The 19,886-nt window shown below is 61.5% G+C and carries 19 protein-coding genes; 3 read left to right on the top strand and 16 right to left on the bottom strand.

Annotation, left to right across the window (positions count from 1 at the left end; all coding sequences use genetic code 11):
• Positions 1-12 precede the first annotated feature (12 nt).
• Entirely contained in the window at positions 13-1,167 is a 1,155-nt protein-coding gene (locus ACYZUA_RS00405) for an efflux RND transporter periplasmic adaptor subunit (protein WP_309674470.1), read from the bottom strand.
• 258 nt (positions 1,168-1,425) lie between these two features.
• Between ACYZUA_RS00405 and hemE the strand changes: the two genes are divergently transcribed.
• Complete coding sequence (hemE, locus tag ACYZUA_RS00400; RefSeq protein WP_056741195.1) at positions 1,426-2,493, top strand: uroporphyrinogen decarboxylase; 1,068 nt, start codon at positions 1,426-1,428, stop codon at positions 2,491-2,493.
• A 150-nt stretch (positions 2,494-2,643) separates the two neighbouring features.
• Here the strand turns inward: hemE and ACYZUA_RS00395 are convergent, their stop codons facing one another.
• Positions 2,644-3,918 (bottom strand): MFS transporter, encoded by a 1,275-nt coding sequence (locus ACYZUA_RS00395; RefSeq protein WP_461961655.1) that lies wholly within the window; start codon positions 3,916-3,918, stop codon positions 2,644-2,646.
• Between the two features lie 118 nt (positions 3,919-4,036).
• On the opposite strand from ACYZUA_RS00395, the gene ACYZUA_RS00390 reads away from it, so the two are divergent.
• Together ACYZUA_RS00390 and ACYZUA_RS00385 are read left to right on the top strand one after the other, a co-directional pair.
• Positions 4,037-4,939: a LysR family transcriptional regulator gene (locus ACYZUA_RS00390; protein ID WP_461961654.1), complete on the top strand. Its 903-nt coding sequence runs from the start codon at positions 4,037-4,039 to the stop codon at positions 4,937-4,939.
• Positions 4,940-5,448: 509 nt separating this feature from the next.
• Positions 5,449-5,712, top strand: a complete 264-nt coding sequence (locus ACYZUA_RS00385; RefSeq protein ID WP_461961653.1) for a DUF6124 family protein — start codon at positions 5,449-5,451, stop codon at positions 5,710-5,712.
• 299 nt (positions 5,713-6,011) lie between these two features.
• Here the strand turns inward: ACYZUA_RS00385 and ACYZUA_RS00380 are convergent, their stop codons facing one another.
• From ACYZUA_RS00380 to ACYZUA_RS00315, 14 genes are read right to left on the bottom strand one after another with little or no spacing between them, the layout of a single operon-like run.
• Positions 6,012-7,238, bottom strand: coding sequence for a beta-ketoacyl-ACP synthase (locus tag ACYZUA_RS00380; protein ID WP_461961652.1), 1,227 nt, complete (start codon positions 7,236-7,238; stop codon positions 6,012-6,014).
• Positions 7,238-7,966: a 3-oxoacyl-ACP reductase FabG gene (fabG, locus tag ACYZUA_RS00375; protein ID WP_461961651.1), complete on the bottom strand. Its 729-nt coding sequence runs from the start codon at positions 7,964-7,966 to the stop codon at positions 7,238-7,240. Before fabG ends, ACYZUA_RS00380 begins: the two co-directional genes overlap by 1 nt.
• Positions 7,963-8,424, bottom strand: a complete 462-nt coding sequence (locus ACYZUA_RS00370) for a hotdog family protein (protein WP_461961650.1) — start codon at positions 8,422-8,424, stop codon at positions 7,963-7,965. The genes fabG and ACYZUA_RS00370 overlap by 4 nt, the downstream gene beginning before the upstream one ends.
• On the bottom strand, positions 8,421-9,617 hold the full coding sequence (locus ACYZUA_RS00365; protein ID WP_461961649.1) for a beta-ketoacyl-[acyl-carrier-protein] synthase family protein: 1,197 nt from the start codon (positions 9,615-9,617) through the stop codon (positions 8,421-8,423). Before ACYZUA_RS00365 ends, ACYZUA_RS00370 begins: the two co-directional genes overlap by 4 nt.
• Positions 9,614-10,219 carry a hypothetical protein gene (locus ACYZUA_RS00360; protein WP_461961648.1) on the bottom strand — a complete coding sequence of 202 codons (606 nt, stop codon included), beginning with the start codon at positions 10,217-10,219 and terminating at the stop codon, positions 9,614-9,616. The genes ACYZUA_RS00365 and ACYZUA_RS00360 overlap by 4 nt, the downstream gene beginning before the upstream one ends.
• Positions 10,219-10,944, bottom strand: coding sequence for a class I SAM-dependent methyltransferase (locus tag ACYZUA_RS00355; protein WP_461961647.1), 726 nt, complete (start codon positions 10,942-10,944; stop codon positions 10,219-10,221). Before ACYZUA_RS00355 ends, ACYZUA_RS00360 begins: the two co-directional genes overlap by 1 nt.
• On the bottom strand, positions 10,941-12,188 hold the full coding sequence (locus ACYZUA_RS00350) for an NAD(P)/FAD-dependent oxidoreductase (protein ID WP_461961646.1): 1,248 nt from the start codon (positions 12,186-12,188) through the stop codon (positions 10,941-10,943). Before ACYZUA_RS00350 ends, ACYZUA_RS00355 begins: the two co-directional genes overlap by 4 nt.
• Positions 12,175-13,335, bottom strand: coding sequence for a cation:proton antiporter (locus ACYZUA_RS00345; RefSeq protein WP_461961645.1), 1,161 nt, complete (start codon positions 13,333-13,335; stop codon positions 12,175-12,177). The genes ACYZUA_RS00350 and ACYZUA_RS00345 overlap by 14 nt, the downstream gene beginning before the upstream one ends.
• Positions 13,332-15,671, bottom strand: coding sequence for an MMPL family transporter (locus ACYZUA_RS00340; RefSeq protein WP_461961644.1), 2,340 nt, complete (start codon positions 15,669-15,671; stop codon positions 13,332-13,334). The genes ACYZUA_RS00345 and ACYZUA_RS00340 overlap by 4 nt, the downstream gene beginning before the upstream one ends.
• Complete coding sequence (locus ACYZUA_RS00335; RefSeq protein WP_461961643.1) at positions 15,655-16,257, bottom strand: outer membrane lipoprotein carrier protein LolA; 603 nt, start codon at positions 16,255-16,257, stop codon at positions 15,655-15,657. The genes ACYZUA_RS00340 and ACYZUA_RS00335 overlap by 17 nt, the downstream gene beginning before the upstream one ends.
• Positions 16,254-16,679: an acyl-CoA thioesterase gene (locus ACYZUA_RS00330; protein WP_056741216.1), complete on the bottom strand. Its 426-nt coding sequence runs from the start codon at positions 16,677-16,679 to the stop codon at positions 16,254-16,256. The genes ACYZUA_RS00335 and ACYZUA_RS00330 overlap by 4 nt, the downstream gene beginning before the upstream one ends.
• Positions 16,672-18,216 carry an HAL/PAL/TAL family ammonia-lyase gene (locus tag ACYZUA_RS00325; RefSeq protein ID WP_461961642.1) on the bottom strand — a complete coding sequence of 515 codons (1,545 nt, stop codon included), beginning with the start codon at positions 18,214-18,216 and terminating at the stop codon, positions 16,672-16,674. The genes ACYZUA_RS00330 and ACYZUA_RS00325 overlap by 8 nt, the downstream gene beginning before the upstream one ends.
• Positions 18,197-19,138 carry an LpxL/LpxP family acyltransferase gene (locus ACYZUA_RS00320; protein WP_461961641.1) on the bottom strand — a complete coding sequence of 314 codons (942 nt, stop codon included), beginning with the start codon at positions 19,136-19,138 and terminating at the stop codon, positions 18,197-18,199. Before ACYZUA_RS00320 ends, ACYZUA_RS00325 begins: the two co-directional genes overlap by 20 nt.
• Positions 19,135-19,869: a glycosyltransferase family 2 protein gene (locus ACYZUA_RS00315; RefSeq protein ID WP_461961640.1), complete on the bottom strand. Its 735-nt coding sequence runs from the start codon at positions 19,867-19,869 to the stop codon at positions 19,135-19,137. Before ACYZUA_RS00315 ends, ACYZUA_RS00320 begins: the two co-directional genes overlap by 4 nt.
• Positions 19,870-19,886: the final 17 nt, after the last annotated feature.

The raw sequence follows: 19,886 nt of genomic DNA, 5'->3' as shown, positions 1-19,886 counted from the left end.
AAAGCGTCCTGCTTACTGACCAGTCGCCTGGGCAAGGGGAAGAGGGGAGTTGTCGATCTCGACTTTTTCGCCGGGACGAGCATGTTGCAGACCTTCGACGACGATGCGATCACCCGATTTGAGGCCATCAGTGACCACCCATCGATGCTGATTTACCGCGCCCAGTTGCACCGTTTTCAGGCTCACGCGCTGTTCGTCATCGACCAGCAGTACTTGGGGCAATCCCGCGCTGTTGCGCACGATGGCGCGCTGCGGGACGCTGATGCCGCGTTGATCGATGGCCTGCTCCAGCCGGACCCGCACGAAGCTGCCGGGCAGCAAGTCGAGATCCGGATTGGGAAACTCGCTGCGCAGGATGATCTGGCCAGTGCCGGGGTCGACGGTGATGTCGCTGAAAAGCAGCTTGCCGGGCAACGAATAGAGGCTGCCGTCGTCCTGAATCAGCGTGGCTTTGGCCTGATCCTGACCAAGCTGTTGCAACTGGCCGGAGCGCAAAGAGCGGCGTAGTTCGTTGAGCTCACGGGTCGATTGAGTCAGGTCGACGTGAATCGGGTCCAGTTGCTGAATTAGCGCCAGCGGTGTTGATTCGTTCTGTCCGACCAGAGCGCCTTCGGTCACCAATGCGCGACCGATGCGCCCGGAGATGGGAGCGGTAACAGTGGAATAACTCAAATTCAGACGCGCGCGTTGCACCATCGCCTGGTTGGCCGCGACGTCAGCCTCGGCCTGCTGAGCCGCCGCGCGCGTGTTGTCATATTCCTGGGCGCTGATCGCATTGCCCGAGATCAATCGGCGGTAGCGCTGTTCTTGCAGGCGCGCGCGCGTCGCATCGGCCTGCGCTCTTTTCAGTCCGGCCACGGCACTGTCCAGATCGGCTTGAAGGGGCGCAGGGTCGATGTAAAACAGAACGTCACCCTGTTTCACTTCACTGCCTTGCTCGAACACGCTTTTGTGCACCACCCCAGCCACTCGGGCGCGTACCTGGGCAATGCGTGGTGCCGCAACCCGGCCACTCAATTCGCTGGTGACGGAAAGGGGCCTGGCTTCCAGGGTTTCGATGCTGACCTTTACAGGGGCGGATTCCGGCGTGTCGGATGCCTGTGAACAGCCACTGACAATAATGGCCAGTACCAATGAACCTGACGCGAAATGCAGTTTTCTATACATCGACACCCCTCCATAAGAGGCGCGGATGCTAGGAAGGGACGGTTAATTTGTTGTTAAGCGGGTCTTGGAAGAGTGCGAGTAGATGTGACGTCGCCCTCACGAACACGCCCGTTTGCGCCTCCGGCAAAGGTTCAGGAGGCGTGGCGCCGCGTTTGACTGGCGCGACAAATTGACCCGATAGACAAAAGGCTGACCTGCAACCGTGCCTTTTGCGCCGCGCTCTGAGAAAATGCCCGCACTTTTTTTCCGGATGCCGACATGACTGCCCTGAAGAACGACCGTTTCCTTCGCGCCCTGCTCAAGCAACCCGTAGACGTCACGCCTGTCTGGATGATGCGTCAGGCCGGTCGCTACCTGCCGGAATACCGCGCCAGCCGTGCCAAGGCCGGCGACTTCATGAGCCTGTGCATGAACCCGGAGTTCGCTTGCGAAGTCACGATGCAGCCGCTCGACCGCTACCCACAACTGGACGCGGCGATCCTGTTCTCCGACATCCTGACCATCCCCGATGCCATGGGCCAAGGCTTGTACTTCGAAACCGGTGAAGGTCCGCGCTTCAAGAAAGTCGTCAGCACCCTGGCTGATATCGAAGCGCTGCCGATTCCTGATCCGCACAAAGACCTCGGCTACGTCATGGACGCGGTCAGCACCATCCGCCGCGAACTGAACGGCCGCGTGCCGCTGATCGGCTTCGCCGGCAGCCCATGGACCCTGGCCACTTACATGGTCGAAGGCGGCTCGTCGAAAGACTACCGCAAGACCAAAACCATGCTCTACGACAACCCGCAAGCCTTGCACCTGCTGCTGGACAAGCTCGCGCAGACGGTCACCAGCTACCTCAACGGCCAGATCATGGCCGGGGCGCAAGCGGTGCAGATCTTCGATAGTTGGGGCGGCAGCCTCTCGGCGGCGGCGTACCAGGAGTTCTCCCTGGCCTACATGCGCAAAATCGTCAGCGGCCTGATCCGTGAACACGAAGGCCGCAAAGTGCCGGTCATCCTGTTCACCAAGAACGGCGGCCTGTGGCTTGAAAGCATTGCCGACGCTGGCGCTGATGCGCTCGGCCTGGACTGGACCTGCGACATTGGCAGCGCCCGTGATCGCGTCGGCAGCAAAGTCGCCCTGCAAGGCAACATGGACCCAACCGTGCTCTACGCCAAGCCAGAAGCCATTCGCACCGAAGTCGGCCGCATCCTCGCCAGCTACGGCAAGGGCAGCGGCCACGTGTTCAACCTCGGCCATGGCATCACCCCTGAAGTCGACCCGGAACACGCTGGCGCCTTCCTGCGCGCGGTGCATGAACTGTCGGCGCAGTATCACGAGTGATCGTCGCGGGTTAACAGACACCCGGCTTTTCTGTGGGAGCGAGCCTGCTCGCGATGAGGCCATAACATTCAACATCCAAGTTGGCTGTTATGCCGCCATCGCGAGCAGGCTCGCTCCCACAGTTGTTTATGGATGACTGGATATTTGTGTTTAAGCCTTTACACCACCCAGCGGCGGCAACTTCGCCAGTTTCAACGCCACCAGCAGCGCAATCACCAGCAACCCGCCAATGAACAACCCGATCCCGTTCCACCCGCCCATGTGCCAGAACACCCCGCCCGCCGTCCCGGCGATGCTCGATCCGGCGTAATAGCTGAACAGATAAAGCGACGACGCCTGCCCCTTGGCCTTGATCGCACGACGGCCAATCCAGCTACTCGCCACCGAATGGGCGCCGAAGAAGCCGAAGGTGAAGATCAGCATGCCGATGATCACCACCGGCAGCGGCGTGAGCATGGTCAGGGCGAGGCCGGCGATCATCAGCACGATGGTGGCCCAGAGCACTTTGCGACGGCCGAGTTGGTCGGCCAGGGCGCCGATTTTCGCTGAACTGTAGATACCCGACAGGTACACCACCGACAGCAGCCCGACGAAGGCCTGATCCATGTGGTACGGCTCGGCCAGCAGGCGATAGCCGATGTAGTTGAAGAGGGTGACGAACGCGCCCATCAGCACGAAGGCTTCAAGGAACAGCAGCGGCAGGCCGGCGTCGCGAAAGTGCATGGTGAAGCCGTCAATCAAGCTTCGCGGGTGCAATGAGCGGGCGCGGAAGTTGCGCGATTCGGGAAGGATTTTCCAGAACACCGCCGCCGCGATCATGGCCAGGCCGCCGATCACCAGCATCGCCGTGTGCCAGCTGACGAAGTCGATCAACACGCCGGTGATCAAGCGTCCGCACATCCCGCCAATCGCGTTGCCGGCAATGTACAAACCCATGGCCAGGCCGATGTGTTGCGGGTGGATCTCTTCGCTCAGGTAAGTCATGGCGACTGCTGCCAGACCGCTTAATGACAACCCTATCAGCGCCCGCATTACCAACACGCCGTGCCAGCTCGGCATCATTGAACTGGCGATAGTGCAGAGCGCGGCGGCGAACAGCGCGGCGACCATCACCGGTTTGCGGCCGATGCGATCAGAGATCGGGCCGGTGATCAGCAGGCCGATGGCGAGCATGCCGGTGGCGACCGACAGGATCAGACTGCTCTGCGCTGCATTGATGGAGTACTCATGGGACAGCAACGGCATCATGGGCTGCACGCAATACAGCAGAGCGAAGGTCGCGAAGCCGCCGGAGAACAGCGCCAGCACCGTGCGCATGAACATCGGCGTGCCCTTTTCGATATAGATCTCTTTCAGTTCAGAGACAGCATCGTCCAGCGCTGCGGGCGGGACTTCATGGGCAAGTGGAGCGACAGCAGTTTTCACTTCGGACCTCGGAGAGCGCAGCCGGTCAGGCAATGAAAAAAGCATATAGCTGCCTAATGATTCAATCCAATATATTGTTCGACCTGTTTGATAGGTTTAACGACCTAATGGAGTTTTCATGGAATTGCGTCACCTGCGCTACTTCATCGCTGTCGCCGAAGAGCTGCACTTCGGCCGCGCCGCCCAGGTGCTGGGCATCTCGCAACCGCCGCTGAGTCAGCAGATTCAGGCGCTGGAGCAAGAGGTGGGTGCGCGGTTATTCGAGCGCACCAATCGTCGGGTCGAGCTCAGTGAAGCCGGCCGGCTATTTCTGGAAGAGGCGCGGCTGGTGCTCGCTCAAGTCGATAAGGCGGCGGATGTTGCACGGCGGGCGCAGTTGGGTGAGTTGGGTGAACTGAAGATTGGCTTCACCTCGTCGGCGCCGTTCAACTCGACCATCCCCCAGGCGATTTTTTCGTTTCGCCAGCGATTTCCGGCGGTGCACCTCCACCTGCGGGAGATGAGCAGCACCCAGGTCGCCGATGCGTTGGTGGATGAGTCGATTGAAGTCGGGATCATGCGGCCGCTTGGTTTGCCGGACTCGCTCAGCGTGGTGGAGTTGATGCGTGAGCCGCTGGTGGCGGTGCTCAGTTCGAAACATCCGTTGGTGACCGATAGTGAAGAAGGTTTGTTTCTGTCAGCGCTGGCCCTTGAGCCCTTCGTATTTTTCCCACGCAGTTATGGCAGTGGCCTGTACGCACAATTGCTCAGCCTGGCGCGGGATGCCGGTTTCAGTCCGCACTTCGCCCAGGAGGCGGGCGAGGCGATGACGATTATCGGCTTAGTGGCGGCGGGGTTGGGTGTGTCCGTGCTGCCGGCGTCTTATCAGCGGATGCGCATCGAAGGGGTGGTGTATCGGCCGTTGCTTGATCCAGAGGCGGTGTCGGCGGTGTGGCTGGTGCAGCGCAAGGATCAGAAGTCGCCGATGGCCAAGGCGTTTGTGGAGTTGTTGACGCGTAAGGTTGAACCATTGAGGGCGTGACTGCTTTGCAGTCAATCGCGAGCAGGCTCGCTCCCACAGGGTTTTGCGGTGTGAATACGATTTCTGCTCTACCACCTATCCACTGTGGGAGCGAGCCTGCTCGCGAAAGCGTCCGCAATCTCACCAAAAATGGTGCAGTTGCCTATGCCAAAGCGGACGCTTCGCTGAAGGGCGTAGGACATTTCCGAACTGCCTTGAACAGGCTACAGCGCCTTGCGGCATTGCCTACAACTACTCCAGAATCCGCCGGCTTGTGCGCTTTGGGGGCCATCGGTAACTTCGTTCGCATCACTGATTTCCAGTGATCGGGTTTAGTAGCCCGTGGTTTTGCGAAGCGTATTTGCGTTCCATACAGTCAGGTATTTCGATACCTGCGCTTGATGGCAGCAGTGCGCAGGGCGCCTTCGGGCGCGCCGGCTTCGCGCTTCCCCGGTCTACTAACCTGCGCACAGCTGCCACCCTTTTGATTAGTAGCAACTCGGTGGCTCCTCTTTCAAGGAAGCCGAAATATGACTAAAACAACAAATCCACCGGACACAGATCCGGACGCTCCACGCCAACCAAGCAAAATCTTCCTCATCGCCCCCGATATCGACAACCACACCCTGCTGGAATACGCCTGTGAATCCCTGGCATCAGCGAACGTCATGGCGAGCGATTTCGCGAGGTATCTGGAAGGATCGCAAAGCAACACACTGCTGGGGATTCAACAGTCGATCATGTTGGGAGAGTTGGCGGTGAACCGGGTATTGGATAACCTCGATCCACCCTGAGCGACCAACCGATCATTCCCACGCTCCGCGTGGGAATGCCTCAACGGACGCTCTGCGTTCGGCTCTGGATGGGACGCAGAGCGTCCCGGGCTGCATTCCCACGCAGAGCGTGGGAACGATCAAAACGCAGCATCACCGTACTTCTTGGGTACCAATACTATCCGCGTACCCGAAAGGGGCTTGTGAGACTCTGAGGATCCTGGGTAACCAGCCATCGCAGAGCCAGACAGGTACAGGGCGATGACAAGCCGACCTGTTTGTGAAGGGGCGCCGAAAGGCGCCCTTTGTCGTTTCAGGCGTTACGACCAGCGCCGAAAGATCAGCGAAGTATTAACCCCACCAAACGCAAAGTTGTTGTTCATCACGTACTGGTTGCTCATCTGCCGGAACTCGCCGCGCAGGTAATCGAGTTTGCCGCAGTGCGGGTCGACGTCGTCGAGGTTGAGGGTGTGGACGTACACGTCGCGGTTCATCATTTCGATGCTGAACCAGGATTCCAGCGCACCGCAGGCTCCAAGGGTGTGCCCGAGGAAACTCTTCTGCGAGCTGATCGGCATGTGCTCGCCGAACAACGCGCTCGTTGCCAGTGTTTCGGCAATGTCGCCCTGTTCAGTCGCGGTGCCGTGACCATTCACGTAGCCGATGTCTGAAGGTTGCAGCCCGGCGTCTTCCAGGGCCAGTTCCATGGCCCGGCGCATGGTGACCTGCTCTGGGCGGGTGGCGTGCTGGCCGTCGGCGTTGCTGCCGAAGCCGACGAGTTCAGCGTGGATGTGCGCACCGCGAGCCAAGGCGTGTTCGAGTTCTTCGAGCACCAGCATGCCGCTGCCTTCACCGATCACCAGGCCATCGCGGCCGCTGTCGTACGGGCGTGGGGAAGTCTGCGGCGCATCGTTTTTCAGGCTGGTGGCGTAGAGCGCGTCGAAGACCATGGCTTCGGTCGGGCACAGTTCTTCGGCACCGCCGGCGAGCATCAATGGCAGGCGACCGAATTTGACCGACTCGTAGGCATAACCGATGCCCTGACTGCCGCTGGTGCAAGCGCTGGAGGTCGGGATCAGGCGACCGGTGAGGCCGAAGAAGATGCTGATATTCGCCGCTGTGGTGTGCGGCATCATGCGCACATAGGAGTTGGCATTCAGGCCCTCGGCCACCGAGTTGAGCAGCATGTTGCCGAACGCCTTGATCTCGTCGGTGCTGCCGGTGGATGAGCCGCAGGAAACGCCCATGCGCCCGTCCTTGATCGACGGGTCACCCAACAGACCGGCATCGGCCAATGCCTGTTCCGCCGCGCCGACCGCCAGGCGCGAGACGCGGCCCATGCTGCGCAATTGCTTGCGGGTCCAGTGGCTCGGCACCTTGAAGTCGTCGATCGGCCCCGCCAGGCGCGTGTTGAGTTCGGTGAAGCGATCCCACTCATCCATCCGGCGGATACCGCTGCGGTTGGCCGCGAAGTTAGCGACGATGGTGTCCCAATCGCTGCCCAGTGAGGTGATGCCGGCCATGCCGGTGACGACGACGCGCTTCATCAGCACAGGCCTCCGTTAACGGCCAGAACCTGCCGGGTGATGTACGACGCTTCCGCCGACATCAGGAAATTCACCGCGCTGGCCACCTCTTCCGGGGTGCCCATGCGTTGTGCGGGGATCATTTTCATCATTTCTTCCACCGGCACGTTTTCATCGAGCATCGCGGTGTCGATCAAGCCGGGTGCGACACAGTTAACGGTAATTTTGCGCTTGCCCAACTCGATCGCCAACGCCTTCGCCGCGCCGATCAAACCGGCCTTGGAGGCGCTGTAGTTGACCTGCCCACGGTTGCCGATCAACCCGGAAACCGAGGTGATGCAAACAATCCGCCCGGCCGCGCGACGACGAATCATCGGCATCATCACCGGGTGCAGCACGTTGTAGAAACCGTCGAGGTTGGTGCGCATCACCACATCCCAATCATCTTCGCTCAGGGCTGGAAAAGCACCGTCGCGCGTCAGGCCGGCGTTCAGCACCACACCGTAATAGGCGCCGTGGGTTTCCACGTCGGCTTCGAGAACGGCTTTGCAGCTGGCGCGCTCGGACACGTCGAATTGCAGAATGCGCACGTTGCGCCCCAAGGCTTCGATTTCGGCCTTCACGGCTTCAGCGTCCGTAAGGCCGCTGCGGCAATGCAGCACGATGTCATGCCCGGCCTGGGCCAGACGCAAAGCGATAGCGCGGCCGATGCCACGGCTGGAACCGGTGATCAGTACGGATTCAGTCATGGCTGGGTTCCTTGGGTTTCATGAAGATATTGAGCAGCCTGAGGCGGACGGAACACGTTCAGACGAGCGGTGGCGTGAATGCCGCGGGCGGTGATGTGGCATTCGAACACGCCCATGCCGTTGTCGTCTTCCAGCGAGCGGATGCCGTGGATGGTCAGCTCCGTGCCGGCGGGGAAGTGCTCGACGTTGCATTCGAATTTGCGGGTGCCGAGCAGAAACCCCAGCTCCACCGCATCGCCACGTTGACGTGCATGGCAACCGGCGTAGGCGGCGACGCTCTGGGCCATCAGTTCGATGCCGACCCAGGCTGGCAGGCTGCCGTCCGGGCGGTTGAACAGGCCATCGGGTCTGACCGTGAGACGGGTGTAAATCTGCTCGTCATCGAACGACAGGACCTGCTCGATGAAGATCATGTCGCCAGCGTGCGGCAGCAGTTCGGCGATCGGCCAGTCAATCATGGGGCGTCTCCGATAATCAGGCTGACGTTGTTACCACCGAAGGCAAAGGAATTGCTCATCAGATAGCGAGGTGCAATGGACGTCAGGCGATCGGCCGGGGTCACCCATTTCAGGGCTGGCAAATCGGGGTCCGGTTGGCTGTCCCAGGCGTGGGGCGGCAGGGCGTGCTCGCGGTTGCCTGCACTCAGGCTCAACCAGCAGAACGCCGCCTCCAGCGCGCCGGCAGCCCCGAGGGTGTGGCCGGTCATGGGTTTGGTCGACGAACACGGCACACCCGCCGGGAACAACGTCGCCACCGCCAGGCTTTCCATGGCGTCGTTGTGTTGGGTGGCGGTGCCGTGCAGGTTCAGGTAATCGATCTGTTGCGGTTGCAGTTGTGCTCGGCTCAAGGCTTTGCGCATCGCTTGCAGGGCGCCACGGCCGGTCGGTTCCGGCGCAGAAATGTGATGTGCATCGGAACTGGCACCACTGCCGAGCAGGGCAATCGGCTGGCTGTTGCCGACATTTTTGCTCATCAAAAACAGCACCGCCGCTTCGCCAATGTTGATGCCGTTACGGTTCACCGAAAACGGGTTGCAGCGTTGTTCAGACACCGCTTCCAGCGCCGAGAACCCATTGAGGGTCAGCTTGCACAAACTGTCGACGCCGCCGCACAGCACCGCATCGCAAATGCCCAGGTCCAGCAGTCGCTGAGCACTCATCAGCGCCCGGGCGCTGGAGGTGCAGGCCGTGGAAATCACATAGGCCGGGCCGCTCAATTGCAGCCAGTCGGCGAGGAAGTTCGCCGGAGCGCCGAGTTCCTGTTGCTGGTAGTCGTAATCGGCCGGGAACTGATGCTCGCGGATGTAATGGGCCAGGCCGCTGCTGGCTTCGTCGATACCCGAGGTGCTGGTGCCCAGAACGATACCGATGCGGTCGCGGCCGTAGGTCTGGATCGCCTGGTCGATGTCTTCGCGAATTTGCAGCGCGGCTTCCAGCAGCAATTGATTATTACGGGTGTCTTGCGGCGCAAGCTCAGCCGGGATCGGCGCCAGTTCGCCGCGAACCGCGGCCACGGGCAACGACCGTTCCGCCACCCAGCCGGTCTCATTGCGCATGCCCGAACAGTCGCCGGCAAACAGGTTGCGGGTGACTTCGGACTTGTCGCGGCCCAGGGCGCAGATCACCCCGAGGGCATTCAGGTAGGCCGTCATGGCGCGTCCCCGCTGAGTGGCGTGACTTGATATTTCGGGCCTTTGGGCAGGTTCAATTCAAAGCTCATGGGTTGTGAGTAGCGGACTTCCCAGTGCGCTGGCAAGGATCGTTGCGAGCCATGCTGCCACGCGGCGGGATAGTTGCCCGACAGTTCATCTTTGGGGGTCAGCGCAAACAACAGCGCGGCGAACAGCTCTCGTGCTTCCGGATTGGGTGGCAGCAGACCGTCAGCCTGCCACTCGCCATCGACCAGTTTCTGGCGTGCCTGTGGAATGCCCAGCAAGTCCATCATCGACCAGCGAATGCCAAGGCCTTCACGCTGGATCACCAGCACCCAGTCCTGACGTTGGTCGGCCACCAGGCGCTGGATGTGCAATTGCAGCGGCAACGACAGGTTCGGGGTTTGCTCGGGCAGCGGCGCCCGGCTGGCACAGGCGCTCAGCAACAGGACCGCGCCGAGGAGCAAAAATCTCAGGATGCCCGCTATCCCTGTGGGAGCGAGCCTGCTCGCGAATGCGTCGGCAGATCCAACACTATTGTTGACTGACACACCGCTTTCGCGAGCAGGCTCGCTCCCACAGGTTTGAATTGCGCTAGACATCAAGCAGTACCTTCAAGGGGTTTGCGCGCAACCACATTGACCAGGGTTTCTTCCCGTTGGCCGAAGGGCTTTGGCTGGCGCAGACCCAAGCGTTCAAACAGGCCGAAATCCTTGGCGCGGCTCCACCACAAGTATGGATAAGACACGTTTTGCGGACCGAGTTCGAAACCCTGCTGGCGAATCATGTCCAGGTATCCGGCGGCGCTCTTTTGCACGTGCATCGGATGGCGGAACAACCAGCGGATCACCCAGGTATCAATGTAAGCCTCGGTGGATTCGGCGAACAGCAGATAGCCACCGGGCTTGAGCACCCGGTAGAACTCGGCCAGTGCCTGCTCCTGCTGCACCAGATGATGGAAGGTCTGGTGACAGAACAGCAGATCGACGCTGGCGTCGGGGACGTTGATGCTCGCGCAGTCACTGCCGGTCAACTCCACCTCCATGCCCTGACGGACGGCTTCTTCGCCGGCCAGGTTCAGGCTGTGAGGGTCGGCGTCCAGAGCAATCAGGCGCTGCGGGGCAAAGGTCTGGCGCAGGTATTGGAACGACTTGCCCTGACCGCAACCCGCATCCAGCAGCACCGGATTGCTCGGCGGAGTTTCGCTGAACAGACTACGCAAATCGCTGATTGCCACTCGCAGCACATGGTGCTGCCAGGTGTGGCTGCGCAGGAACCAGAAACCGAAACGGGTTTCTTCAACGTAGGTGTCGCTCAAGTAGCTCATGTGGCGTCCTTTGCACAGAGCTCCGAGAGCATCCGCAGTCGGCGCTTGGGTTCGGCGACGAACGGATTGCGCTCGTCCCAGGCATACCCGGCCAGAATCGAACTGATCATGCGGCGAATATCGGGCGAGCCGCCCTCATGGTAGATCACGTCCTGGAACGTCCCGGCGTACCAGCCTTCGACGTAGCAACGGAACGTGTCGACGCCGCGCTTGAGCGGGATGGCGAACTCAGTCTGCCAGTCGACATTTTCGCCCTGCAGTTGGCGATGCAGAACCCCGGCGGCCATGCTCGCCGAGCGCATGGCGATGGTCACGCCGGAGGAAAACACCGGGTCGAGGAATTCCGCCGCGTTGCCGAGCAGGGCAAAGCCAGGCCCGTGGAGGGTTTTGACGTTGGCCGAGTAGCCACCGATGGTTCGAGCAGGCGTATCCCACACGGCGTTGTTCAATACACCGGCCAGGCTTGGGGTTTCAGCGATAAACCCTCGCAGGCACTCGTCCAGATTTTCCATGCGACCGTCGAAGTGTTCGGCTGCCGCGACCACGCCCACCGAGCAACGGCCGTTGCTGAACGGGATGGTCCAGAACCAGATATCGCGGTGGATCGGATGGGTGGTGATGAGGATTTTTTCGCGCTCGAAGGTCGGGTTGTCGATGTGGTCTTCGACGTGGGTGAACACGGCCTGGCGCACCGGGAAATCCGACGGCGCTTCAAGGTCGAGCAAGCGCGGCAACACACGGCCGTAGCCGCTGGCATCAAGCACGAAATCGGCTTCGACGCGGTACTGACTGCCGTCTTCGCGAAGCACATCGAGCTGCGGTTTCGGCAGGTTGAAATCGACGCTGACGATGGCTTCGCCGTAACGAACGTCGACGCCTTGCAGCGCGGCCTGATCGGCTAGCAGCTTGTCGAAATCGGCACGCAGGACCTGGAAGGTGGTCGGCTTGCCGTTGCTGAACGTCTCGCCGAAATCAAAGGCGCTGTATTGCTCGCCCCAAGCGAATGCCGCACCGTTTTTCAACTGGAATCCGGCGGCGTTCACCGCCTCGAGCATGCCGGCTTCTTCGACGAAATCCAGGCAGTGGGACAGCAGGCTTTCACCGATGGAAAACCGTGGGAAATGCTGGCGTTCGATCATCAACACGTCATGACCTTTGCGCTTGAGCAGCGCGGCGGCGATGGCGCCCGACGGACCTGCACCGATAACCACGACCTGGCGATGTTCCATTTCAACTGTTGGCACGGGGGCTCCTTGCCGGGACGGCGATGTTCAGAGGGGTTCGGTGCATGCCGGCGAATGCCGGCAGCAGTGTCGCGATCAGGCCCATCACCATCAGCGCGAAGTACAGCGCCGGGCTGATGAGTTGTTGTTGCAGCAGCAGGTTGAGAAAGACGATCTCGCTCAAGCCACGAATATTCAGCAAGACGCTTTCCCGCCAGCGACTGGCGCCTTCAAACGAGGCGCCGGCCCAGCCGAGGCCCAGCCAGTTGCCCAGCAGTTTACTGGCAATCGGGAATAGCAGGAGTGCGGCCAGTTGCACCCAGCCGAGGCTGGCCATGGCCGCGTGGACGTTGATTTGCACGATGCCGAACGTGAGGATCAGCGGGATCGCAATATACGTCTGCAAGTGACTCATCCAGATCACTGGCAACGGCAACACCAGCGGCACTTTGAGCGCGGCCATCCACAGCAGGTAACCGATGCCGAAAATCAGCGCATTGAGCTTGAAGTGTTCCGCCACGACCAGCAGTGCGAAGAAGCAACCGCTGTGCAGCAACGGTTGGCGCAATCGGAGCAGACGCAGCAGCAACGGCAGGCAGGCCCCGGCCAGCGGCAGCAAGAGACTGCTCAGGTGCAGGCTGCCCTGGGCGATGGCAAACAGGGTCCAGCAGGTGAGGTCGATGAGGATGGCGGTCTGCACCAGTCGCCGGGTAGCGGCAGGCGGGTATTTGATGTGCCGCAGGTACAGATACAACACCGGAATCGCGGTGATGGCGAACAGCAGGCCGACCGCCAGCGAACTGATCCAGGGTTGCGGCGGTAACAGCCAGACCGCTGTCGCGAGGCCGCAGGCAAACGGAATGCAGAAACTCGGCAGGGCGATTTTCAGGCTCTGACGGTCGAGTCGCAGGTCGATCACGTCACTGAGAATGTGCCCCAGCAACAAGGCAAAGCCCAGGCTGTAGACGTTTTTCAGCCAGGCCGGCGCGACCAGCGCGGCGCCGCTCAGTTGCCACTGGGGTTCGATCCAGAAGTACATCAGCAGCGGCAGGCCGAAGGTGGCCAGCAGCAACTGGCTGACGATCGGGATCACGCCGAAGTGACGACCGACACGAGTGGCCACGGCGAACAGCGCCAGGGCCATGAGCCAGAAAACGGCGATCATCATGTGGCTGACTCCGTGACCGGGGCGGCATGAACCTGGCGTCCTGCCCATGGCGCAAGAATGAAGCTGAACGCCAGGCCGAGGCTCACCGACAGACCGAAATTGCTCACCGCCGGCGTGCTGGACACCGCCAGCAAACCGAACGACAGCCACGTGGTGATCGCCGCCAGCAAGGTGCCCAGCAGGCTCACGGCAGCGCCACCGACCTGTTCACGCATGAGGATCGCGTAATCGACGCTGATGGCCGTCACCAGCAGCAGGCCGAACAGGCTGAACAGCGTCAGCGGTTGCCCCAGCCAGCCGAGACTGGCCAGGCTGCACAGCGCGGCCAGCAGCGGCAGGGCGACGATCCGCAACGCGCCGCCGAAGCCGAACGGCAGAATCAGCACCAGCACGATCAACACACAGGAAGCGAGTTTCAACTCTGCGGCGCTGATCTGAGTGTCGGCGAACACCTTGTTCAACTCACCGAGGCGGTCCACCAGTTCCACGCCCGGCAAATCCAGCGCCTGGACGCGCAGCAGGGCAGGATTGTTCAGCCCTTGCAGGCTGACCATCGCCGCTACGCCGTCATCGGTCGGTCCCAGCCACAGCGCGCGATAGGGTTCCGCCAACGGACCGGCCAGCGCCGCGTCGATGTCTTCGGTGGGCAGTGCCTGCAACTTCGTGAGCTCTGCTTGCAGCGCCTCGGCCGGCACGCCGACATCGATCAGCGGTTGCCAGAACTGCGGCAACTTGTTCAGCGCTTCACGCACTTTCCGCTGTTCGCTGGGTTGGCTGACCAGTTGATTGAGCGACAGATAACCCTGGAGTTTTTCCAGGTTGACCAACTGATCCAGTCGCTCGCTCAGCGCGGTTTGGCGTTCCAGCAGTTGCTGCTGATTGGCCGCGCGCACCAGGAAGAACTGGCTGGTGGGTTGATAGCCGGTGATGCGTGCAATGGTTTGTGCTTCGTCAGTCAGTTGCTGCGGTGCACCGACCCACTGGCGAATGTCGTTTTTGGCGTCGAGCTGCAACAGGCCGCCCACACAAAAGGCAATCAGCAGCGCCAGCAGCACCGGCGTACTCGCGAGTTTGAGCAACGCTTCACGGCGCCCCAGTAAAAACTCGGCCACCCGCAGTGGCCACTGCGCTGGGCGCAGATCTATACCCTTGAGCAGTGCCGGCAGCAGGCACACCGCGGACAAATAAGCGCCGAGCAGGCCGGCGGCAGAGAACACGGCAATCTGGGTCAGCGCCGGGAACGGTGTCCAGGCCAGGGCCAGGTAACCAATGCAACTGGTGATCAGGCTCAGCGTCAGGCCTGGCAACGTCAGGCGCAGCGCCGGCCAACTGTGCCAGGGTTTCAGGCTCCAGCTCTTGGACAGGTAATGCAGCGGGTAATCGACCGCCACGCCGATCAGGCTGGAACCGAGCACCAGCGTCATCACATGCATATGGCCGAACAGCGCCACGCAGGCCACCGCACCGAAGAGCATGCCGACCAGCACCGGAACGAAGGCCAGCAACACCCGCCAGCGCCGGAAGGCCAGCAGCAACAGCAACAGAATGCCCACCGTGGCACCGCCACCGACCCAGGTCATTTCCCGGGTGGCTTGCTTTTGCCCACTGGCCGCATAGAGCAAGCCGCTGGCGGCAAGCAATTGAACGTTGGCCTGGGCGGCTTGTTCACGGCTGTGCTGAAGCAGGTCGGCCACTTGCAGCGGCAGGTTCATGTCGAAGGCGTTGCCCGTGGTGCGCGAGCGCAGCAACACCCAACTCTTGCCGTCGGCATCGGCGACCAGCGCACCGCTGCCGATGTCCAGTTGCACCGAACCGTGTTGCGGCTGGCTGTTCTGGATGCGCCCGGTCAGGCCCAGCCAGTCATCCTGGCTCGGCACCAGACTGAAACCGGTGAAAGGGTCGAACAGCGCTTGTACTCGCTGCTGGATAAAGGCGTCGGGATGCTCGATCAGTTGCTGCCGGTCAGCTGCTGACAACATCGCGAGTCGGCCATTGAGCAATTGCGTGCGCAGCGCCGGCAAGTCAGCTTGCAGGTTCCACTGGACCTTTTCGAACAAGCCGCTGGCCTGCCACTGCTCACCCAGTTTCTGCGCCATCGCGACGGCTTGCTGGCGATCGGTGTGGCCGACCAGTACCAGCATTTCGCGGTTCAGCGGTTCTTGCATGCGTTGTTCGGCGCGCAGTTCCAGCGCGTCCGGCGCCGTGCCCGGCACTAGTTCCATCAGGTTGGCCGACAGCGGGGCGCCGTCACGCCATTGCCAACCGGCGAGCGCGAGCACCGCCAGCAGCAGGATCAGAAACAGCCGTGGAAGACTCCGTTCACTCGGCAAAGTCATGTTGCTCCGCATCGCTCAAAGGTTGGGCGCTGGTGCTGTCCTGCATGCGCAAAAGCGTGCTGTCGCCTTGGGTTTCGAGCAGCTCGATGCTGTGCACCAGTTCGCCACCGGCAATGTTGATCTGAGTGAACACCTGCTTGAGCAGCATGGAGCGCGGGGTCAGCGTCAGTTTCCAGTTCTGTGCATCGCCGCTTAGTGAAAGCTCGAAGTCTCGTTGCAGCCCGCTGCTGTCACCTTGCAGTACGGCAAGAAACAAACGGTTCTGCTCGGCGCCGGCACTCTTGCTCGGGAGCATTTGCCAGCCGTTGGCGTCACGCCGGGCAATGCCTTTGTCGCTGATGCGGTAATCCTGTTGCAGCGGGGTTTTCAGCAGCCAGAGCAAGCCGTGGTTTTTAGCGAGGACAAAAGTGCCCTTGCTGGTTAGCGGCTGAGGCAGGGCGCGCAGGTGTTTTTCCTGGATGAAGTTGCCGTGGATCACATCAGGTTTTGCCAGTTGATCACTGAGCTGTTGCAGATCGAATGCCTGAGCGATCGATGACAACCCAAGCAGCGCCAACGCGCCGAGGCATTTGAAAAACGGAGTCATGCAAGCATCCTTTCAACAGCGTCGGTGAAGACCTTGGGTGAGGCCAACTGCATTTCGCGGCTGCTCATGTCGACGGCGACCTGCACGGAACTGGCGCGGGTCAAGCGTTCGCCGGTTTGCAGATCGCTGATCAGGTAGCTGATCTTCAGACGGTTCTCCCATTCCACCAGATTGGCGCGCACGTTGAGCTTTTGGCCGAACACCGCGCCGCGCACATAACGCAGTTGCAGATCGATCACTGGCCACGCGTAGCCCGACTCGACCATGGCCGTGTAGTTGTGGCCGATCTTGTCCAGCAGCGCGCAGCGGGCGACTTCCAGGTATTTGATGTAATGGCCGTGCCAGACGACGTTCATGGTGTCGACATCAAAGAACGGCACGAGGATTTCCGTATCGGTGTGAAGCACTCCCTTGCTACGCATGCAGCCTCCAGTATTGCTCGGCAATTCGCTTCAGGCACAGGCGCAACTCGCCTTCCAGGGCACGGTCTTCGATGACCGGCGGGAAGTCCTTGGCCAGTTCTTCGTGCATCTCGGCCAAGGCTGGCGGCAACGGGCGCGCATCCTCGGCCTTGCTGCGCAGCCAGACGCCTTGGTTGGCGGCCAGCAGGGTGGCAGCGGCGACCTGTTCGGTCAGTTCCAGCACACGGATCGCATCGCGGGCGGCGATGGTGCCCATGCTCACTTTGTCCTGGTTGTGGCACTCGGTGGAGCGCGAGAAGACGCTGGCCGGCATGGTGTTTTTCAGCGCTTCGGCGGTCCAGGCACTGGTGCCGATCTGCACGGCTTTGAAGCCGTGGTTGAGCATCGCGCGATCCGCGGTGGCGCCGGACAGGTTGCTCGGCAAACCGTGGTTATAACGCTCGTCCACCAGCAAGGCGAGTTGACGATCGAGCAGGTCGGCGACGTTGGCCACCAGGTTTTTCAGGCTGTCCATGGCAAACGCAATGTGGCCGCCATAGAAGTGCCCGCCGTGCAGCACGCGTTCGGCTTCGGCGTCGATGATCGGGTTGTCGTTGGCGCTGTTGAGCTCGATCTCGATGAACGAGCGCAGCCAGTTCAGGCTGTCGGCCAATACGCCGAGGACGTGGGGTGCGCAACGCAGGGAATAACGGTCTTGCAGGCGATGCAGCGGCGCGGTCGGCGCGTCGATCGCCAGATCCTTGCGCAGCCACGCGGCAACTTGCATCTGCCCCGGATGCGGTTTGGTGGCGAACAGGCGCTCGTCGAAGTGCTCGGGGTTGCCTTGCAGGGCGACCACGTTCAGCGCGGTGATGCGCGTGGCCAGTTGCAGCAGGTAATCGGCGCGGGCGTAGGCCAGGCATGCGAGGCCAGTCATGACGGCGGTGCCGTTCATCAGCGCCAGCGCTTCTTTCGGGCGCAGAACCAGCGGCTCCCAACCGAGTTCCCGGTGTACATCGGCGGCTTGCCAGCGTTCGCCACGGAACATCACTTCGCGCTCGCCGGACAAGGTCGCGGCGACATAGGACAACGGCGTCAGATCACCGCTGGCGCCCACTGAACCTTCTTCCGGAATCAGCGGCAGAATGTCGTGCTCGAGGAAGGCTTGCAGGCGTTCCAGCAGTTCCACGCGCACCCCGGACACGCCGTGGCACAGCGACTGCAAACGTGCCGCCAGCACCGCGCGAGTGGCCTGAGCGTCGAGCAATTTGCCCAGGCCGCAGCCGTGGAACGTGTACAGATGACGGGGCAATGCCTCGACGTGATGCAGCGGCACCGCGACCACGCAAGAATCGCCGTAGCCGGTGGTCACGCCGTAGATCACGCCTTCCTTGTCCAGCAGGGAGTCCAGGAATCGCGCACCCTTGGCGATACGCTCGCGGTACGCAGGGTCGCTTTGCAACTGCGTCGGCACCTGACGGTTGGCCAGGGCCAGCACGTCTTCGATGCGCAAAGGGAGTTCGCCGAAGGTTACCGGCTCAAGCGTTGGCGTCGTCATCGGTCTTCCAGAAAGGGTAAAAGTTGAACCATTGTTGGGGCGCTTCAAGGCAATAGTGACCCAAGCGTTCGGCATAGCGGGAGGCCCACTGATGAATGACCTGCTCGCGGTCGCTGCGCTTCCACACCACGGCCTCGGCGAACGGTTCGAGGGTCAGTCGATAGTCGCCCGCCGGCTTCTTCAGGCACAGCATCAGGTTGATCGGGCATTTCAGCAGACCGGCCAGCAACCATGGGCCCTGAGGGAACGCGGCTTGATGGCCGAGAAAGTCCACCGTCACGCTGCGCCCGCCGTGCAGCGGCACGCGATCGCCGGCAATCGCCAGCCACTCGCCGCGCTCCAGGCGTTCATGGAGTTGCAGCATGATCAGCGGGTCCAGCTCGCTGACCTGAATCAGTCGCAAATTGGTCGCGCCGGCTTCACCGAGCAAACGATTGAATTGCTCGGCGTGTTTGGTGTGCACCAGCACGTTCATCGTGACTTTTTCGCCGATCTCGGCCAACGCGCGGCAGACCTCGAGGTTGCCCAGGTGCGCGCCCACCAGCATCTGCCCGCGGGTGCCGCGCAGTTGATTGCGCAGCAAGGCCGGGTCGATGATTTCGATCTGTTCGATGCTCAACTTGCCGTTCCATACGTCGAGCTTGTCGAGCATGGAGTCGGCGAAGGCCATGAACTGGCCGAACACTCGCCAATGGGTCGGGCGCAATTCATTGCGACCACTCCAGTCGGCGAGCCGCTGCTGGTATTGCCAGGCGCTGTGACGGGCGCTGCGCCCGAACAGGAAAAAGTACAGCACGATGCCGTACAGCAACGGGCTCAACAACCGACGGCCCAAGACTTTTGCGCAGAACGCGGTGAACTTCATCAGCCAGAAACTGCCGCGCTCCTGGCGGTCAGCCCAGTGTTCCTTGTCTGCGCTCATGCTCGCCACCGACGCCAGAGAATCACTGGCGCGCGCAGCAACATGCCGAAGAATAGCCGGGTGTGCATGCTCGTAATCAGCACGTTGTCGTGGAACAGGCGGAAATGCGAGACGCCATCCAGCGGGTAACGGACGTTGGTTTGCAGCCATTGCATGGGCAGATTGCGCCAGGCCAGCCGGACGAGAATGTCCGAGTCGAAGTCCATGCGCTTGCCGATCCTGGCCGAATCGATCAGCGCCAGCGTCGGTGGCAGCGGATAGACGCGGAAGCCGCACATGGAATCGCGAATCTGTAACGACAGGGTGTTGATCCAGACCATGACGTGAGTCAGGTAGCGGGCGTACAAACGACCTTTCGGCACGCTGGCGTCGTATCGCGGATAGCCGCAGATCACCGCCTCGGGATGGGCGCGCGACAGTTCGATGAAAATCTGGACGTCTTGCAGATCATGCTGACCGTCGGCGTCCACCTGCAAGGCATGGCTGAAGCCCAGGCGCGAGGCTTCGCGAAAACCGGTCATGACCGCGCCACCCTTGCCCTGGTTGGCACTGAGTCGGATCAGGAACACCTTGTCGCGCAGGGCCAGTTGATCCAGCACCTTTGCGCAGGCCGGGCTGCTGGCATCGTCGACCAAAATGCACGGCAGGCCGCTGGCGAGTACTGCATCGACCACCGTGGTGATGGCGGTTTCGTGGTTGTAAACCGGGACGATTGCGCAGGGGTTATGCATGATGGGTTTCGCCTGAA

The sequence above is a fragment of the Pseudomonas sp. LS2P72 genome, from assembly GCF_054897865.1.
This window is presented reverse-complemented; position numbering and strand designations above follow the sequence as displayed.

Excerpts from the sequence above, each read along its gene's own strand:
- ACYZUA_RS00345 (WP_461961645.1), bottom strand. The coding sequence starts at position 13,335 with ATGATGATCGCCGTTTTCTGGCTCATGGCCCTGGCGCTGTTCGCCGTG.
- ACYZUA_RS00385 (WP_461961653.1), top strand. The coding sequence starts at position 5,449 with ATGACTAAAACAACAAATCCACCGGACACAGATCCGGACGCTCCACGC.
- fabG (WP_461961651.1), bottom strand. The coding sequence starts at position 7,966 with ATGACTGAATCCGTACTGATCACCGGTTCCAGCCGTGGCATCGGCCGC.
- ACYZUA_RS00390 (WP_461961654.1), top strand. The coding sequence starts at position 4,037 with ATGGAATTGCGTCACCTGCGCTACTTCATCGCTGTCGCCGAAGAGCTG.
- ACYZUA_RS00370 (WP_461961650.1), bottom strand. The coding sequence starts at position 8,424 with ATGATTGACTGGCCGATCGCCGAACTGCTGCCGCACGCTGGCGACATG.
- hemE (WP_056741195.1), top strand. The coding sequence starts at position 1,426 with ATGACTGCCCTGAAGAACGACCGTTTCCTTCGCGCCCTGCTCAAGCAA.
- ACYZUA_RS00380 (WP_461961652.1), bottom strand. The coding sequence starts at position 7,238 with ATGAAGCGCGTCGTCGTCACCGGCATGGCCGGCATCACCTCACTGGGC.
- ACYZUA_RS00325 (WP_461961642.1), bottom strand. The coding sequence starts at position 18,216 with ATGACGACGCCAACGCTTGAGCCGGTAACCTTCGGCGAACTCCCTTTG.
- ACYZUA_RS00360 (WP_461961648.1), bottom strand. The coding sequence starts at position 10,219 with ATGTCTAGCGCAATTCAAACCTGTGGGAGCGAGCCTGCTCGCGAAAGC.
- ACYZUA_RS00335 (WP_461961643.1), bottom strand. The coding sequence starts at position 16,257 with ATGACTCCGTTTTTCAAATGCCTCGGCGCGTTGGCGCTGCTTGGGTTG.
- ACYZUA_RS00365 (WP_461961649.1), bottom strand. The coding sequence starts at position 9,617 with ATGACGGCCTACCTGAATGCCCTCGGGGTGATCTGCGCCCTGGGCCGC.
- ACYZUA_RS00340 (WP_461961644.1), bottom strand. The coding sequence starts at position 15,671 with ATGACTTTGCCGAGTGAACGGAGTCTTCCACGGCTGTTTCTGATCCTG.
- ACYZUA_RS00355 (WP_461961647.1), bottom strand. The coding sequence starts at position 10,944 with ATGAGCTACTTGAGCGACACCTACGTTGAAGAAACCCGTTTCGGTTTC.
- ACYZUA_RS00320 (WP_461961641.1), bottom strand. The coding sequence starts at position 19,138 with ATGAGCGCAGACAAGGAACACTGGGCTGACCGCCAGGAGCGCGGCAGT.
- ACYZUA_RS00315 (WP_461961640.1), bottom strand. The coding sequence starts at position 19,869 with ATGCATAACCCCTGCGCAATCGTCCCGGTTTACAACCACGAAACCGCC.
- ACYZUA_RS00330 (WP_056741216.1), bottom strand. The coding sequence starts at position 16,679 with ATGCGTAGCAAGGGAGTGCTTCACACCGATACGGAAATCCTCGTGCCG.
- ACYZUA_RS00405 (WP_309674470.1), bottom strand. The coding sequence starts at position 1,167 with ATGTATAGAAAACTGCATTTCGCGTCAGGTTCATTGGTACTGGCCATT.